Raw genomic sequence first — 16,117 nt, 5'->3', positions numbered from 1 at the left:
AAACCGGCACCGTCAAAAAACGTCACCGTCATCCACCTGCGATGTCGCTCAGCACTCAACTGCGATGTCGCGCCACAGTCTTGCCCGCACCGGGGCCGCCCGTCACGACAAAGAAATGGTCTCTCATGGGCCATCCTAGGATTTGACAGGGGGAGGGCTGCGACGCGAGCAACACGCCACGGGCGCGGATCAAGGCGGCATGGATTTTTCGTAGGGGAAATAGCACGTGTCTGCGCGGCAGAGGCAAATCCTCTGACCAAAAAGGCAGAACTATCTGGTGCTTTTCAACACAGAGGCGAGCTGCCCTTGCGAGATCGAACCTCTGAGCTCTTGCTCACCATGCGATCGCTCAACCAGCTGGTCCGAGATGCCACCCGCTCAATTGGTCTACGGAAGCTCGTTTCCATGTTCGACATCCGCCCAATGCTTGTTGACGGGCATACGGGCTGCGCGCTTTGCCATTTCCTCAATCTGGATCGGTCGAAAGTTCCACTGGTCGACGCCGACATTTATGCTGTTTCGCGAGCCTGCCCACTGGTCGTGGACGTGGCCGAACAGCTGTAGGGCGCCTCTGCGTGCGCCGTTCCAGGTGATCATCGGATAATGGCAAAGGACGAGGCTGTGTTCGCCGTCCTGGATCTCGGCCATGTACTCAGTGCTGGCCCAAGGCAGCGAGATGACAGCTTCATCATCGTGGTTACCGATGATTAGATGCTTGCGGCCGGGCAGGCTGTGAAACCAGCTCTCGAATTGCGCCGTATCGTCAGCGCGGCCGAAGGCGAAATCTCCCAAGATCCAGAGGTCATCATCGTGCGCGACGCAGGCCTGGAAGTTGGCGATCAGGGCTGCGTTCATCTCCGCGGTTGAGGCGAAGGGGCGCCTGCAGAAGTCGATGATGCGGTGGTGGCCGAAGTGCAGGTCGGCCGAATACCAGTTGGCCATATCTGTGCCCTCCGTGTTCGTCAGACCTCAGTCTAGGGACGAGATCATACGGGCGCAAATGTCTGGCAGTTCAGAGGAATTGCGTACGGCGAAGCGGCTGGAATGTCAGCAGATACTAGTCTTGCCCGAGCAAGGTACCAAGTAGAACCGGATAGGCTCCACTCTTCGGCGAATGTCACATTAGGAGATATTGGCTGGGGCGGTAGGATTCGAACCTACGGTGCGCGGTACCAAAAACCGGTGCCTTACCACTTGGCTACGCCCCAACCGTGGCGCGGGATTTACGCCAGCCTCCGGGAGGGCGCAACCCCCTTCTGGAAAAAATCTCTGACTTTTTGACCTCACCTTGCGGAACCCCTGCCAGCTCCCCCGATATCCTCCGCCGAGGCCCGCCGGTCGCTGCCTTCCGGCGCCGAGGTGGCCGCGTGAAAGGCGAAGCGACCACGCCCCGCGCGCTTGGCCGCGTAGAGCGCAACATCGGACTCCTCGAGCAAATCCTCGGCGCCGCGTGGCGCGCCGCAGCCCGGGGTGTTCAGGGCAATTCCGATGCTTGCCGAGATTCGCACCTGCGCGCCCGCCTCCGCCGAACCGAAGGCGGTCGGGGCTTCAAGCCGGGCGATGAGACGCTCCGCGAGTTCGCACAGGCGCGCCCCCTCGGTCAGCCCGGAGACAATGATGACGAATTCGTCGCCGCCGATCCGCGCCACCATGTCGTCCTCCCGGGTCAGATCAAGCATTAGCGCCGCGACGCCGGCCAGCACCCTGTCGCCGGCGCCATGGCCGAGCGTGTCGTTCACCTGCTTGAAGTAATCGAGGTCGACATGCATCACCGCGAAGCTGGCCCCGCGTCGCAGCAGGTCCGTCATCGCCCGGGTCAGCGCCCGCCGGTTGCGCAACCCGGTGAGCGGATCGGTGAAGGCGCGCTCCTCGGCCGCGAGCATCGCGCCGCGCAGGCGCCGGTTGAGCGTGCGCGAGGCCTCCATGGCCGCGGATTTCGCTTCGACGAGGTAGAGCATGTCGATCGCGAGGTCGGTTGCCGCGAAATCGCTGCTGGTGAGCGCATGATCGCGCACCGCCTCTACGAGGCCGAGGCCGAAGGAGAGATCGAGAATCGCACCGCCTTCGGCATCTGGCATGGCAAGGCCGCGAAGACTGTCCCCCTGCCCGACCAGCCGCAGCTGCAGGCGGCGGCCGGCAAGCGACAAAAGGTCCGGCAGGTCACGAACCTGGCGCGGGCGGAAGATGTCGAAAAGCTCGGAGAAGTGCCGGCCGACGCGCTTCTGGCCGGCGAGCACCCGAAGCAGCGTCGGCCCCATGGCCTGCACCCGCCCCCCGGCATCAAGGCGGGCGTGCATCGGGCAGAGCGCCTCGAGCGTCGCCTGGGGCAGCGCGAGCGGGGTCATGGCCGCCCTGCGCCATGCGCCCCAAGCTCGAAGGCGCGCCCCTTGGTATAGGCGGTCTCGACCACGGTGATTTCGATCACCTCCTCCTCGTCCGGGCCGCTGGCCAGTTCAAGAAGGATCAATGCGCCGTAGTCATCGGCCATGGCTCGCACCACTCCGGCGAGCACGCGCGAATAGCCCCGGCTGGTGGGACCGCTGCAGCGGCAGACAAGGGTGAAACGGCGCGGCGTGGCCTCGGTCAGCTCCAGCGGCGGCAGGTCGAGATCGGGCACCGCCAGCCGGGCGCGGCCAGGAAGCTCTTCGAGCGAGTGCAGAAAATCGATGAAGTCCTCGCCGCCGTAGCGCATCAGACGGCGCAGCCTTTCGTTGTTGGGATGGGTCATCAGGTAGGTCCCGATATCCTCGAGCATCGCGGCGCGCGGCTTGCCCAGCTCGGTCTCGGCGCGGGTCAGAACCAGACCGATGAGCTGCGCCTCGTAGTCGAGCATGGCCTCGAACTCGGGCAGGTCGAGCCTTGCGGCGTCGGCGATGCTGCGCCAGCGATCCTGCCCGTAGGTGTCCTGCACGAAGCACTGCAGCGTGCGCGCGACCAGTCCATGCATGCGCCGTCCCATCCCGAGCGCCCTCGCCCTTGTGCGGGTCGCCTATGCGCCGCCGCGTCCCATGTGCCAGCTCAGTGCCCGCTCAGTGCCAGCTCAGTGCCCGCTCACGCCATTCCGCTCTGCGCGTCAGGCCCCTGTTTCTGCTCTACCGTGTCGCGGCCGAACGGCCCTCATCCCGCTTGGACCCGTGCAGGCGAAGAGTCACGAGTCCCGCGCTGACGGGTCATGCTACCGCAGGGACATTAAGACTTCCGCAAAGGGTAAAATGCAGATGAAAAGGGCCGGATCACGCAACCACGGCGCCGAGCCAGTCCGGCAGGTGGCCGATGTCGGGCAGAATCACATCCGCGAGGTGACGCAGTTCCTCCGCCTCGGCGGGGCCGGTCAGCACGCCGACAGTCATCATCCCCGCCGCACGTCCAGCCTGCAGGTCGTGGGTGCTGTCGCCGACCATGACCACCTGTTCGGGCGGCAGGCCGAGCGCCGCGGCGAAGGCGAGCAGCGGCGCGGGCGAAGGTTTGGCCCCATGGCCGCTGTCGAACCCGGCGACAAACTCGAAGCGGTCGCCGACCCCGACCTGCGCGAGATGGGCATGGGCGACGGCCTCGTTGTCATTGGTCATCACCCCCAGCCGCAGCCCCGCGCCGCGCAGCCTGTCCAGCAGCGGCGCCAGCGGCACCGCCTCGGCAAGCGGCGCGCGGGCGGCCGCTTCCGACAGGATGCCCTCGATGGCCTCGGGATCGCGTCGGCCAAGAGCCCGGGCCAGGCATTGCGCCGCCTCGCGGCTGGTGCCGGCGATCACCGGGCTGTCCTTGAGAAAGCCGCCGCTGCCGAGATCGAAGCGCAGCTCGCGGGCCATGGCCTCGACCAGCGCGGCATCGCCCCCGGCAAGCTGCTGCATGACCCCTTGCGCCCAGGCACTCCAGGTGCGGGCGAAGTCGAAGAGGGTGCCGTCCTTGTCGAAGAGCACCGCCGCGGCGCGCAAGCGCGGCATGGGGCTCATGTCCAATGGACCTCGCCGCCGCCGGGCAGGTGCTGGCGCGCCTGGAAGGGCAGGTCGTAGGACAGGCCCGCCTCGTCGCAGAACCCGCGCACCCAGGCATCGTCCATCAGCAGGAAATCGAGCACGCCGCCCTGGAATCCCGGATCCGAAAGGTTGTTGCGGAAATCCTCCGCCGAGGCGCCTGTCGCCCCGAGGAACACCGGCAGCAGCTCGTCATTCGCTGCCAGCCAGGCCACCGCCTGCAGCCCGATCAGCTCGGCCTCGTCACGCCCCACCATCTTCGTCTGTCCTCGCATTTCGAAAGGCTTTGTTAACCGTTTTTCATAAAGACTGAGCGGGCAAACGGATGCAAGCCTGCGCAAAAGCAGCGCCCGGGTGGCGCGCCGGAGCGAGACGCGCCGAGAGGGCCCCGGTCTGGCGTCGGGGCGGCTTGGGGGCGGCTTCAGGGCGGAACGGCAACGGTACGAAATCTGGCATAGGGGGCAGAAAGACGCATGGCAGGACGCATACTCATCGTCGAGGGCACCGCGAGCCATCGTATCCTGCTGCGCGCCCGGCTGACTTCGGCCTTCTACGAGGTTCTGGTCGCCGAGACAGGCGGCGAGGCGCTGGCGATGATCAATGAGTCCCGCCCGGATCTCGTGCTCGCCGCCACCGAACTGCCGGACATGTGCGGCAGCGGCTTCTGCACACGCCTGCGCGCCCTGCCCGACCAGGCCGACACCCCGCTCGTGCTGCTCACCGAGGACGATCTGGTCGACGAACGGCTGGCGCTGCTCGCCGTCGGCGCGGATGACGTGATCGCCCGCGCGGTCGAAGACATCCTGCTGCTCGCGCGGCTGCGCAGCCTGCTGCGCCGCTCCCGCGCGCAGGACCAGATGGAGCTGCGCACCGATGCCAAGCGCGCGCTCGGCCTGTCCGAGGCGCCGCGCAGCTTCCAGAGGCCCGCGCGTGTCGCGCTGGTTTCGCTCGATCCGGCGCTCGGGCTCGACACCATCGCGGCGCGGCTGCGAGTGGGAATCGGTGCGCAGGTCGAGCTTTCGGCCGCGGGAACGCTGCTGCAAAGCCATGCCATCTCGGCCGAGGCCGTGGTGCTGATCGATACCGGGGGGGAGCCGGGCGCCGGGCTCGCGCTGCTCTCGCAGCTGCGCACCGCCCGCGCACAGCACCGTGCGGTGCTGGTCTACGTCACCGACAAGGGCCGGGACGAGATGGCGGCGCGGGCGCTTGACCTTGGCGCCGACGAGGTGCTGCACAATGGGCCTGAGGCGCTCGAGCTCGCGCTCCGCCTGCCGCGGCTGATCGGCCGCAGTCGCCGCGCGAAGCGGCACCGCGCCGCGCTTCGCAACGGGCTGCGCGCGGCGATGGTCGACCCGCTTACCGGGCTCTACAACCGCCGCTATGCGCTGCCCGAGGTCGCCCGCATGGCGCAACAGGCGGCGCGGTGCGGACAGCCGCTGGCGCTGCTCGTCGCGGATCTCGACCACTTCAAGAAGGTGAACGACCGCTGGGGCCATGCCGTGGGCGACCAGGTTCTGGTTGCCACGGCGCAGCGGCTCACCGCGGGGCGACGCGCGCAGGATCTCGTGGCCCGGCTCGGCGGAGAGGAATTCCTCATCGCCTTGCCCGGCTCGGACATCGACTCCGCCGCCGCCGCCGCGCGGCTGCTCTGCGAGGAGGTGGCGCGGCTGTCTCTGCCCATGCCCCGCCTCAGGGCCGGACGCCCGTCGCTCTTCTCGCCGACGATCAGCATCGGAATCGCGCTGATGGACGCGGGCGGGGAAGCCGTGGAAACCGCCCTGCTGCGCGCCGATGGCGCGCTCTACGCGGCCAAGCACGCCGGGCGCAACCGCGCCCATGTGGCGCCCCCCGCTGCTTTTCCGCACGCCTTCGGGGCGCTGCGCGGCGCCTGAGGCGCAACCCGGTTCAGCGCAACGGCACGCCCCCCGGACCGCGGCCCGGGGGCGCGCCCCGGCACCCCGACGCGCAGCTGCCCGGCGCAGCGGGCCGCCTCAGTTGCTTGGTTTGCGCGGCGGCAGTCGCTTCGCGAGTTCGTCCAGCTTCGCCTCAAGCCGGTCTGCATAGGCGGCGCGGGCCTCGGGCGAGAGCGCCGAGACATAGTCCACCAGCACCTGCTGCCCCATCTTCTGCCGTTCGGCGGCACGGGCGTCCTGCGCGCTCAGCACCTCGGTGAAGGCCGCGCTGTCGAAGGGGTCGGCGCGCAGCAGCGACAGCGCGCTGCGATAGTCGCCAAAGGGCGCCGGGCGCGGCCGATCCCCCTGCTTGCGCTCGAAAGACCGGAAGAGCTTGCGCCCCAGCTCGCGCCGCTGATCCTGCGAGAAGGCCTCGGTATAGGGGGTGATGAAGTCGCGCCCGCGTGGCGGGCCACCATGCTCGGGCCGCCCGTGCCACAGCAGGCCGCCCGCCACCACGCCGACCACCGCGAGGTTCAGCGCCAGCGAGGCCAGCAGCAACCAGCGCATCCAGCCCGGCGCGCGCGCGGGCTTCGGTGCCGCGGAGGGCCGACCCTTGTTCGGCCCGGGCATCTGGGAGTTGTCCTGCGTCATTATCAAAGTCCCAACATCGCGTAGTCGAAGCCGCTCGCCGGATCGAGGGCCGAGAGCTGGCTGCTGCTGTCCAAGGTGATCAGCGCGGTCATCGTCTCCGGCGAGGCGATGCCGATCCAGACCCCCGTTGCGCAGGCCGCGACGAGCCCGACCACCGCCGGCCAGCCGCCGAAGGCGCGCAGCGCCTCGCGCCAGCCGGCGCGGCGACGGGGGGCCGGTGCGGCGGACCCGGACGGACGCGCTGCGGGCTGCTCGGCGCGCGCCAGCGCCTCCATTCGGGCCATCCAGTCGCCGGACGGCACCGCGGCGTTCTGCCGCTCTGCCTCGAACAAGGACGCCAGTGTGCCCTCTTCCTTCCTGCGCTGATCAGTCATCGTCATACCCCAGCTCTGCGCGCCGCCCGGCCAGCAGGCCCTCCAGCGCCTTGCGTCCCCGCGCCGTGAGACTTTCCACCGCGCGCACGCCCAAGTCCATGATCCCGGCGATCTCCGGGTTCGAAAGTCCCTCGAGGTGCCGCAGTACAACGGCCTGCCTTTGCCGCGCGGGCAACGCGTCCAGCGCCTCCTGCAGGGCGCCCGCCCGGGCACGCCCCTGCAAGGTCGCCTCGGCACCCGGCGCGGGATCGGCGGGCTCGGCGATGTCATCGATGTCCACCGCGCCGCCGCGGCGCTTGCGCAGGCGGTCGATACAGAGGTTCGACACCACCCGGTAGAGCCAGGTCGAGACCTTCGCCTCGCCCTCGCGCCATCCCGGCGCCGCCCGCCAGAGCCGCAGCAATGCCTCCTGCGCCACGTCCTCGGCCTCGGCCCTGTCGCCAAGCATGCGATGGGCATGGCCGAAGGCGCGCGGACCCAGGCGCTGCACCAGCGTGCCCGCCGCGGCCTGCTCGCCCGCGGCGTAGGCCGCGAGCAAGGCCTCGTCGCTTTCGCCGTTCATCGCGTCATAGGGCATCCGGTCCATCCTCTTGCGCTAGCCCGAAGTGCCGGACCGCGCAAGGACAGGGCCGAAGCGACGGCCCTGCCCTCGGCCCATCAGTACTGCCAGAAGTCCCGCATGATGCCGCCGCGCGGGCCATGCCCGTCCCGCGGTCCGCGCTTCATGCCCGGGCCGCCGTGATCCCCGCCCCGCTCGCCATGCCATTGCCGGTGGTCATCCTCGTGGCGCATTCTCCGGTCACCCTCGTGGCCTTCGCCCATGCCGCGCTGCGCGTGGCGCATCGGAGCGGCAGCGGCCAGCTCGTCCTGGCTCACCTGGCCGTCCTCATCGGCGTCAAAGCGGTCGAAAAAGCCCATTGGGCCCTGCGCCTGCATCTCGTCGAGGGTCAGCTTGCCGTCCTTGTCGGCGTCGAAGCGCTCAAGCATGCGCTCTTGCATGCGCGCCTTGCGCATCTCCAGCCGCTGCGCCTCGCGGGCGGCCTTGCGAAGGTCGGCAAAGGCGATCAGCTCGTCACCCTCCAGCGCCCCGTTGCCATCCGCATCGGCCCCGGCATAGGCCTCGGCAAAGCCCGCGGCGGGCCCATGCGCCGCGAATTCCTCGCGGCTGATCGAGCCATCTCCGTCGGTGTCGAAGGTTTCGAACATCCGCGTCATCGGCGCCGGGCGGTCACCCCGCGGGCCCATCGGCTTGGCGTCGCTTGCAGCAAGGGCAAGGCTCGCCGAGCCCAGAACCACAAGGGCGGCACCGGTCATCAGTTTGGTCATGCGGGTCATCGCTGCGATCTCCTCATTGCATCGCGTCTCTTGCCGGCGGCGTGTCTGCCGTCCGATCACAAGCTTTCACGCGGCAGGCGGGAACTTCCGTCGCACCTCTGGAAGATTTTTTCGGCGGCCTGATTTCCCGGAGACCTATCGCGGCGCGGCGGCGGCAAAACCTGTATCCGCCAGGCCCCTTTGCGACATCCCGCCGCTGCGCGCTCCTGTCCTCTTTAAATGAGGCCGGGCTTGCGCCACCTTTGGGGAATGACTTCCAAGGTGCATCCCATGACCGACATGTCTCCGGAGCGCGAGACCGAGCGCGAGACCTGGCCCGCCGTCTGGCGCGGCTTCCGCTGCCGCTGCCCCAATTGCGGCAACGGCCCGATCCTGCGCTCCTATCTCAAGGTGCGCGACCATTGCCCGGTCTGCCGCGAAGAGCTCTACCACCACCGCGCCGACGACGGCCCAGCCTATCTGACCATCCTCATCGTCGGCCACATCATGGCGCCGGCGCTGCTCTGGGTTTTCACTACTTGGCGGCCCGAGCCGCTGATCCTGATCACCATCTTCCTTATTGGCTGCATCGGGCTTTCCCTCTACCTTCTGCCCCGACTGAAGGGGGCGATCGTCGGCTTCCAGTGGGCGCGCGAAATGCACGGCTTCGCGCGCGCCCACTGAGACCGGGCGCCTCCCCCGCAGGGCATCGAAAAGACGCAGGGGAATGCGCATGAGCAGCGACAAGACAGCCATCCGCGACGCAGCCACGGTGATCGTGCTGCGCGACCGCGACAGCCGCCCGAGCGTGCTGATGGGGCAGCGCGGCGCGGCGGCCGCCTTCATGCCCAACAAGTTCGTCTTTCCCGGCGGCGCGGTGGATGCCGCCGACGCCGAGGTGAAGCTCGCCGCCCCCCTGCCCGCCGTCTGCGCCGCACGGTTGGACGAGGGCGCGCCCGCGGGCCGGGGTCCGGCGCTGGCCGCCGCCGCCATCCGCGAGCTCTGGGAAGAGACCGGGCAGGTGCTGGGCTGGCCCGGCAAATGGCCGACCCCGCCCGACGGCTGGGAGGGGTTTGCCGAGACCGGCCACCGCCCCTCGGCCTCAGCGCTGCAGTTCGTTTTCCGCGCCATTACCCCGCCGGGCCGCCCGCGCCGCTTCGACGCGCGCTTCTTCCTGGTGGATGCCGAGGCGTTGAAATCCGATCCCGATGATTTCTCCGCCGCATCGGACGAGCTGTCGCACCTGCAATGGGTGCCGCTCGACGAAGTGCGCGGCTTCGACCTGCCCTTCATCACCGAGGTGGTGCTGGCCGAGGTCGCAGCCCGGGTCACCGACCGGCGCGCGCCAAGTTCGGTGCCCTTCTTCCGCAACGACGACGAGGAAAGCCTCTTCCTGCGGCTCAACGGCCGGGCCCCGGGATCGCCCGAGGAGAGCCGTCCAAAGCGTCAGTTGCGGATCAGAAGGTAGTAGACGGCCGCCAGCAGCGCCGCGAAGAGCGCGAGGTTGAACATCAGCCCCGCGAGCACGCCGAGCCGCCAATGGCTGCGTTCGGCCTTGACGTCGATCGTCTCGAGATGGCGCGCAATGCGCGCCTCGGCCCGGTCCAGCGCCGGCGTGTCGAGCCGCATGGCGAGCTTGGGATGCTCGGTCATCCCCTGCGCCGCGCGCAGTGCGGCAAGGTCGCGTCGGGCCCATCGCGGCAGCCGGTGCGCCGCGCGCCGGGCGCGCTTGTCGAAGCTGCCCTTGCCGAGGCCGAGGCGGCTTTCGAAAAGCGGCATGAGCCGCGCACCGAATTTTGGGGTCTGATCCATGGCGCAAATCTCGGGCATTTGGCGCCCGCGCGCAAGCGGCCGCCGCGTCGCGGAAGCGGAGGCGCCCGATTTCCGCCGGCAGGGCTGGCCGACCAGCTTCGAAGGGGGCTCGCCCGCCGCCCCCCGCCGACCCATGCGTTTTTGCCTTTTCCGTGCGCCGCCCGCAGCCTAGACAGGGCGCATGCTGAACATGATCCGCCACGGCTCCGCCACCGACCAACCACCGCTCGTCATCGTTCACGGGCTCTTTGGCTCCGCCCGCAACTGGGGCGTGATCTCGAAGCGCCTGTCGGACCAGCGAGAGGTGATCGCTGTGGACCAGCGCAACCATGGCGACAGCCCCTGGCAGGATAGCCACGACTACGAGGGCATGGCCGCGGACATCGCCGAGGTGATCGAGAGCCTCGGGGGCCGCGCCGACGTGCTGGGACATTCCATGGGCGGCAAGGCGGCAATGGCGCTCGCGCTCACCCGGCCCGAGCTGGTGAACCGGGCCATCTTCGCCGACATCGCGCCGGTGACCTATACGCACGACCAGAATCAGAACATCGCCGCGATGCGCTCGGTGGACCTCGCGCGGGTCGAGAAGCGCTCGGACGCCAATGACCAGCTGGCAAAGGTGCTAGACGATCCGACGCTCTGCAGCTTCTTCACCCAGTCGCTCGACCTGAAGGAGAAGCGCTGGAAGCTGAACCTCGACGTGCTCGAGGCCGAAATGGCGAAAATTCTCGGCTTCCCCGAGATCGACGCCCGCTTCGAGCGCCCCGTGCTGTTCCTTTCAGGGGCGGAGTCGACCTACGTGCTTCCCGAGCACCGCGACCGCATCCGCGCGCTCTTCCCGGCGGCGAAATTCGCCAAACTGCCGGGCTGCGGCCACTGGCTGCACGCCGAGAAGCCGCGCGAGTTCGAGGCGGCGGTGCGGGCCTTCCTCGATCTCACGGCCTGAGGGTGCAGCACCCCCTGCCCATTTGACGGGCTGACGCGCGGGCGGATTTTCCTTTTCCGAATCCGCGCATTCCTCTTTTCAAATCGCCCGTCGAGGCACTTGCGCCAGGGGCACGCCCGCCCCTTCTAGTTTCCGAAACGCTTATGTTCCGGAAATTTCCACATGGCCGCTCCCGCCCAGCCCCGCCCCGGGTCAGTCTCCCTCGAGCAGGTGCAGCTTGCCCTCGAGCCAGGGCAGTTGGCGCTGCGCCGGGGTGATCACCAGGTCGCTGACCAGTTGGCGCATGGTGCGCGCCACGTCGCGCGGCACCCGGTCGGCCCAGTCGGCGGCGGCAAAAAGCGAAATCGTGCGGGAAAAGGGCTTGATCGGCAGCGGGTGCGCCTCGATCCGGTCGTGCACGCGCGCCGCGCGCATGTAGCCAAGCGGCGTGGTGATGCTCCAGCCGACGCCGCGCGCCACCAACGTCATCAACGATAGATGCGCGCCGATCTCGAACCGTTCGGCGAAGTCCAGCTTGAGCCGCGAGAGGTGTGCCTCGATCTGCCGGCCGATCATCTGGTCGCGGTCGTAGCGCAGCATCGGCAGGGCCGACATCAGTGCTTCGGTGCTGCCCGCCTCGCGCGCCTTGCCACGCGGCGCCACCAGCACGAAGGGGTCGTGCACCAACGGGTATTCGATCACCCCCGGCACCGCGGTGCCGGGGCTCGCGGCGATGGCAATATGCAGGTGGCGGTCGACCATGGACTGCATGATCTCGTGGCTCGGCGCAGTGACCAGCTTGAAACGGCAGCGGGACATGTTCTCGGCCAGGATGGTCACCAACTGCGGCGTCAGGTCGTTGTCGAAATCGTCGATCACCCCGAGGTTGAGCTGCGACAGATGCGTCAGATCCATCACCGTCAACTCGTTCTGCGCCAGCCGAAGCTGGCCGAGCACCGCCTGCGTGCGCATCAGGAACGAGCGTCCCGCCGGGGTCAGTTGCATCGGCCGCCTGCCGTGATCCACCAGGGCGACCCCGAGCGCGGTCTCGAGGTTGCGCAACTGCTGGCTCACCGCCGGCTGGCTGAGCCCCGTGCGCTCGGCGGCCTGCGCCACCGAGCCGGTCGCCGAGAGCGCCTCGAAAACCTCGAGCCCGCGCAGGCTGATTCCCTTCATCAGCATAAAGCCATCCCCCACCCATTCCGCGGCCCGTCCCGGCCCGGCGCGACGATGCCACAGATTAACTTTTTCCGAAACTCCCCCAGATCAGGCAAGCCCCCCACCCCATGACAGTGACCCATCTCAAGCCCGCCCCGGGCCTGCCGCCGCAGGCCGCCGCCGACACCGCCGACATCGTGCAGATCATGCTCGCCCGGCTGCGCGCCGAGGGCGAGGCGGCGGCCCTCGACTATGCCATCCGGCTCGACCGTTGGGATGGCGAGATCGGGGTGCCCGCCGCGCGGCTCGCCGAGGCGCAGCGCGCCCTGCCGGTGACGCTTGTCGAGGACATCGCCTATGCCCATGCCAACATCCGCGCCTTCGCCGAGGCGCAGCGGGCCTCGGTGCAGGAGTTTGAGATCGAACTGCGCCCCGGGCTGCGGGCCGGGCAGCGGCTGATTCCTGTCGGCTGCGCCGGCTGCTACGTGCCGGGCGGGCGCTACGCCCATATCGCCTCGGCGCTGATGACCGTCACCACGGCGCGCGCCGCCGGGGTGGACCGGGTGATCGCCTGCTCGCCGCCGGGCAAGGAGGGGCTGCCGCCGGCGATCCTGCACGCGCTGCACGTCGCAGGCGCGGACGAGGTGCTGGCGCTTGGCGGGGTGCAGGGCATCGCCGCCATGGCCTTCGGCCTGTTCGGCCTGCCGCCCGCGGACATTCTCGCCGGGCCCGGCAACCAGTTCGTCGCCGAGGCCAAGCGGCAGCTGTTCGGCCCGGTGGGAATCGACATGGTCGCAGGGCCGACCGACGTGATGATCCTCGCCGATTCCAGCGCCGATCCCGAGATCGTCGCGCTCGACCTGCTGGGACAGGCCGAGCACGGCGGCACCTCGCCGGTCTGGCTGGCCACCGACCATCGCCCGCTGGCCGAAGCCGTGATCGCCCGCCTGCCGCAGCTGGCCGAGACCCTGCCCGAGCCCAACCGCTCGGCGGCGCGCGAGGCCTGGGCGCAGCTCGGCGAGGTGTTGCTTTGCGAAAGCCGCGAAGACATGGCTGCGATCGCCGACCACTACGCCCCCGAGCACCTGCACGTGATGGCGCGCGATCTGCCGTGGTGGCGCGCGCGGCTGCGGTGCTACGGATCGCTCTTCCTCGGCGCCGGCACCACCGTGGCCTTTGGCGACAAGGCCGCCGGGCCGAACCACGTGCTGCCCACGGGCCGCGCCGCGCGGCACACCAGCGGGCTTTCGGTGCACAAGTTCCTGAAGTGCGTCACTTGGCAGGAGGCGTCGCCCCGGGCGCTGCCGGAGCTCGCCCGTGCCAGCGCCGGGATCAGCCGCGCCGAGGGCATGGAGGGCCATGCCCGCAGCGCCGAGGCACGGCTGGCGCCCCGGCCCTTCCGGGCAACCGGGTGAGGCAAAAGGGACCGCGCCGGGCTCAGAGCCCGGTGCACATCCGCTCGGCGCGCTTCACGAAGGCCGAGTAGCGGGTCCAGAAGTCCTTGTCGGAGCGACGGTCCGACTGGCGGACCTCCTGCGCCTGATGCGGGTCGCGGTAGAATTTCACAGCCCGGCGCTGGTCGCCGCCGCGCAACTCGTCGTTCGCCGCCGCCTGAACGCAGCCGCAGAGCGCATCGTTGCGCGCCTTGCGGTCCGAGCTCATGCAGGCTTTGCTCACGGGCCCCGTCGCGTAATATCTGTGGCCCGAGCCCGAGCCGCCACCGCAGCCCGCCACCAGCGCCAGAATCGTCACCAGGTATATCGGTTTCATCCGCCTGCTCTCTTACTGCCCTTCACGTTGCGGATCTTGCGCCCGCGCTTTCTCGATTTGCCGAAGGATGCCCGAAGCCTGCGTCGGATTCAATTCACCGATTCGTTGCTGGACAGGCGCTTCCGCAACGCTAAGCGGCCTGACGGGCCGCCCGCGGATGCAAAGGGCGTTGCCCCTCTTGGCCAAACGGCCAGTTCACCCCGGGGGATGCCTGCCTCTGAAGGAAGGCCACGGACCGCGCCGGGAAACCGCCCGGAACCAGCGACGTGACGCGCTTTGCACCGATGCGGCGCCGGGCGGGATCGCGGGAGGCGCGGGCGGATGGGCGCGGCGGCGCCGCCTGCCCTTCGATCCGGCTTGACCGGACGCCAAAAGCCTTACATATCGGGCCAATCATGACCGATCTCGCGCATATCCGTAACTTCTCCATCGTTGCCCACATCGACCACGGGAAATCCACCCTGGCCGACCGGCTGATCCAGCTCACCGGCACCGTCGCCGAACGCGACATGCAGGAGCAAATGCTCGACTCGATGGATATCGAGCGCGAGCGGGGCATCACCATCAAGGCCAACACCGTCCGCATCGAATACCCGGCGCAGGACGGCGAGACCTACGTGCTGAACCTCATCGACACGCCCGGGCACGTCGACTTCGCCTATGAGGTCGCGCGCTCGATGCACGCGGTCGAGGGATCGCTGCTGGTGGTCGATGCGACCCAGGGGGTCGAGGCGCAGACACTGGCGAACGTCTACACGGCGATCGACGCCGACCACGACATCGTGCCGGTGCTCAACAAGGTCGACCTGCCCGCCGCCGAGCCCGACCGGGTCAAGGAACAGATCGAAGACGTGATCGGCATCGACGCCTCCGAGGCCTGCCTGATCTCGGCCAAGACCGGCGTCGGCATCCCGGACGTGCTGGAAGCCATCGTCAAGCGCCTGCCGGCGCCGCCCGAGGGCGACCGCAACAAGCCGCTGAAGGCGATGCTGGTGGATTCCAAGTACGACCAGTACCTTGGCGTGATCTGTATCGTGCGGATCATCGACGGCGTGCTGAAGAAGGGCGACCGCATCCGCATGATGAAGACCGGCGGCACCTACGACGTCGATGACGTCGGCGTCTACCGCCCCAAGATGACCAACGTGAAGGAACTCGGACCGGGCGAGATCGGCTATCTCAACGCCTCGATCAAGCAGGTCCGCGACACCCGCGTCGGCGACACGATCACCCATGAGCGCAAGCCCTGCGAGACCGCCCTGCCCGGCTTCAAACCCTCGGTGCCGGTGGTGTTCTGCGGGCTCTTCCCGGTGGATGCCAACGATTTCGAGGACATGCGCGACGCCATCGAAAAGCTGGCGCTGAACGATGCCTCCTTCACCTATGAGATGGAGACCTCGGCGGCGCTCGGCTTCGGCTTCCGCTGCGGCTTCCTCGGCCTGCTGCACCTCGAGGTGATCCGCGACCGTCTCGAGCGGGAGTACGGCATCGACCTGATCACCACCGCGCCTTCGGTGATCTACCATCTCTACACCAAGGACGGCGAGCGCCGCGACCTGCACAACCCTGCCGACATGCCCGACATGTCGACCGTGGACCATATCCAGGAACCGCGCATCAAGGCCACCATCATGGTGCCCGACGAATACCTCGGCGACGTGCTGAAGCTCTGCCAGGAACGCCGCGGCATCCAGATGGACCTGACCTATGTCGGCGGCCGCGCGATGACGGTCTACGACCTGCCGCTCAACGAGGTGGTCTTCGACTTCTACGACCGCCTGAAATCGGTGACCAAGGGCTATGCCTCGTTCGACTACGAGATGATCGGCTACCGCGAGGACAACCTCGTGAAGATGTCGATCCTGGTGAACGACGAGCCGGTCGACGCTCTGGCGATGATGGTGCACCGCGACCGCGCCGAGATGCGTGGCCGGGCGATGTGCGAGAAGCTGAAGGAACTGATCCCGCGCCACATGTTCAAGATCCCGATCCAGGCGGCGATCGGCGGCAAGGTGATCGCCCGCGAGACCCTGTCCGCGATGCGCAAGGACGTGACCGCCAAGTGCTACGGCGGCGACGCCACCCGGAAGAAGAAGCTGCTCGAGAAGCAGAAGGCCGGCAAAAAGAAGATGCGGCAGTTCGGCAAGGTCGAAATCCCGCAGGAGGCCTTCATCTCCGCACTCAAGATGGACAGCTGATCCGGGTCTTCCGGGTCCGCAGCAGATGGCAGGCCGGGGCAGATGCGCC

General features: G+C 68.5%; 18 protein-coding genes and 1 tRNA gene. 6 read left to right on the top strand and 13 right to left on the bottom strand.

What is annotated here, in order from left to right:
- Positions 1-387 precede the first annotated feature (387 nt).
- The 6 genes from G0D83_RS05955 to G0D83_RS05930 form a co-directional block, all read right to left on the bottom strand.
- On the bottom strand, positions 388-942 hold the full coding sequence (locus tag G0D83_RS05955) for a metallophosphoesterase (protein WP_164190528.1): 555 nt from the start codon (positions 940-942) through the stop codon (positions 388-390).
- 191 nt (positions 943-1,133) lie between these two features.
- Positions 1,134-1,208, bottom strand: a tRNA-Gln gene (locus G0D83_RS05950).
- A gap of 75 nt (positions 1,209-1,283) precedes the next feature.
- Positions 1,284-2,345 carry a diguanylate cyclase gene (locus tag G0D83_RS05945; RefSeq protein WP_164190525.1) on the bottom strand — a complete coding sequence of 354 codons (1,062 nt, stop codon included), beginning with the start codon at positions 2,343-2,345 and terminating at the stop codon, positions 1,284-1,286.
- Complete coding sequence (locus G0D83_RS05940) at positions 2,342-2,947, bottom strand: heme NO-binding domain-containing protein (RefSeq protein WP_164190523.1); 606 nt, start codon at positions 2,945-2,947, stop codon at positions 2,342-2,344. Before G0D83_RS05940 ends, G0D83_RS05945 begins: the two co-directional genes overlap by 4 nt.
- Before the next feature lie 286 nt (positions 2,948-3,233).
- Positions 3,234-3,950 carry an HAD family hydrolase gene (locus tag G0D83_RS05935; protein ID WP_235939586.1) on the bottom strand — a complete coding sequence of 239 codons (717 nt, stop codon included), beginning with the start codon at positions 3,948-3,950 and terminating at the stop codon, positions 3,234-3,236.
- Entirely contained in the window at positions 3,947-4,228 is a 282-nt protein-coding gene (locus G0D83_RS05930; RefSeq protein WP_108964862.1) for a DUF3572 domain-containing protein, read from the bottom strand. The genes G0D83_RS05935 and G0D83_RS05930 overlap by 4 nt, the downstream gene beginning before the upstream one ends.
- A gap of 216 nt (positions 4,229-4,444) precedes the next feature.
- Between G0D83_RS05930 and G0D83_RS05925 the strand changes: the two genes are divergently transcribed.
- Entirely contained in the window at positions 4,445-5,863 is a 1,419-nt protein-coding gene (locus G0D83_RS05925) for a diguanylate cyclase (protein WP_164190521.1), read from the top strand.
- A gap of 99 nt (positions 5,864-5,962) precedes the next feature.
- On the opposite strand, the gene G0D83_RS05920 is transcribed toward G0D83_RS05925, so the two are convergent.
- From G0D83_RS05920 to G0D83_RS05905, 4 genes are all read right to left on the bottom strand, one after another.
- Positions 5,963-6,517: a periplasmic heavy metal sensor gene (locus tag G0D83_RS05920; RefSeq protein ID WP_235939583.1), complete on the bottom strand. Its 555-nt coding sequence runs from the start codon at positions 6,515-6,517 to the stop codon at positions 5,963-5,965.
- 2 nt (positions 6,518-6,519) lie between these two features.
- A complete protein-coding gene (locus G0D83_RS05915) occupies positions 6,520-6,897 on the bottom strand; it encodes a hypothetical protein (protein ID WP_164190511.1) in 378 nt (125 codons plus the stop codon).
- Complete coding sequence (locus G0D83_RS05910) at positions 6,884-7,468, bottom strand: RNA polymerase sigma factor (RefSeq protein WP_164190509.1); 585 nt, start codon at positions 7,466-7,468, stop codon at positions 6,884-6,886. Before G0D83_RS05910 ends, G0D83_RS05915 begins: the two co-directional genes overlap by 14 nt.
- Before the next feature lie 80 nt (positions 7,469-7,548).
- Positions 7,549-8,226, bottom strand: a complete 678-nt coding sequence (locus tag G0D83_RS05905; protein WP_235939580.1) for an EF-hand domain-containing protein — start codon at positions 8,224-8,226, stop codon at positions 7,549-7,551.
- Between the two features lie 270 nt (positions 8,227-8,496).
- Between G0D83_RS05905 and G0D83_RS05900 the strand changes: the two genes are divergently transcribed.
- On the top strand, positions 8,497-8,889 hold the full coding sequence (locus G0D83_RS05900) for a DUF983 domain-containing protein (RefSeq protein ID WP_164190506.1): 393 nt from the start codon (positions 8,497-8,499) through the stop codon (positions 8,887-8,889).
- A 49-nt stretch (positions 8,890-8,938) separates the two neighbouring features.
- The gene (locus tag G0D83_RS05895) at positions 8,939-9,673 is read left to right on the top strand and encodes an NUDIX hydrolase (protein ID WP_164190505.1); all 735 of its coding nucleotides are present in this window, start codon (positions 8,939-8,941) and stop codon (positions 9,671-9,673) included.
- On the opposite strand, the gene G0D83_RS05890 is transcribed toward G0D83_RS05895, so the two are convergent.
- Positions 9,652-10,017, bottom strand: a complete 366-nt coding sequence (locus G0D83_RS05890; RefSeq protein ID WP_164190502.1) for a hypothetical protein — start codon at positions 10,015-10,017, stop codon at positions 9,652-9,654. The two genes, G0D83_RS05895 and G0D83_RS05890, sit on opposite strands and share 22 nt — an antisense overlap.
- A 181-nt stretch (positions 10,018-10,198) precedes the next feature.
- Here G0D83_RS05890 and G0D83_RS05885 point away from each other — a divergent pair, with 181 nt between their 5' ends.
- Complete coding sequence (locus G0D83_RS05885) at positions 10,199-10,963, top strand: alpha/beta fold hydrolase (RefSeq protein ID WP_108964856.1); 765 nt, start codon at positions 10,199-10,201, stop codon at positions 10,961-10,963.
- Positions 10,964-11,155: 192 nt separating this feature from the next.
- On the opposite strand, the gene G0D83_RS05880 is transcribed toward G0D83_RS05885, so the two are convergent.
- Complete coding sequence (locus G0D83_RS05880; protein WP_164190500.1) at positions 11,156-12,124, bottom strand: LysR family transcriptional regulator; 969 nt, start codon at positions 12,122-12,124, stop codon at positions 11,156-11,158.
- Positions 12,125-12,228: 104 nt separating this feature from the next.
- On the opposite strand from G0D83_RS05880, the gene hisD reads away from it, so the two are divergent.
- On the top strand, positions 12,229-13,515 hold the full coding sequence (hisD, locus tag G0D83_RS05875) for a histidinol dehydrogenase (protein WP_164190498.1): 1,287 nt from the start codon (positions 12,229-12,231) through the stop codon (positions 13,513-13,515).
- A gap of 22 nt (positions 13,516-13,537) precedes the next feature.
- Here hisD and G0D83_RS05870 read toward each other — a convergent pair whose 3' ends face one another.
- Positions 13,538-13,870, bottom strand: coding sequence for a hypothetical protein (locus G0D83_RS05870; RefSeq protein ID WP_108964853.1), 333 nt, complete (start codon positions 13,868-13,870; stop codon positions 13,538-13,540).
- A gap of 395 nt (positions 13,871-14,265) precedes the next feature.
- Between G0D83_RS05870 and lepA the strand changes: the two genes are divergently transcribed.
- Positions 14,266-16,068 carry a translation elongation factor 4 gene (gene lepA, locus G0D83_RS05865; RefSeq protein ID WP_108964852.1) on the top strand — a complete coding sequence of 601 codons (1,803 nt, stop codon included), beginning with the start codon at positions 14,266-14,268 and terminating at the stop codon, positions 16,066-16,068.
- The last annotated feature ends 49 nt before the right edge of the window (positions 16,069-16,117 follow it).

Source organism: Salipiger sp. PrR003 (assembly GCF_010500785.1).
Taxonomy (GTDB): Bacteria; Pseudomonadota; Alphaproteobacteria; order Rhodobacterales; family Rhodobacteraceae; genus Salipiger; species Salipiger pacificus_A.
This window is presented reverse-complemented; position numbering and strand designations above follow the sequence as displayed.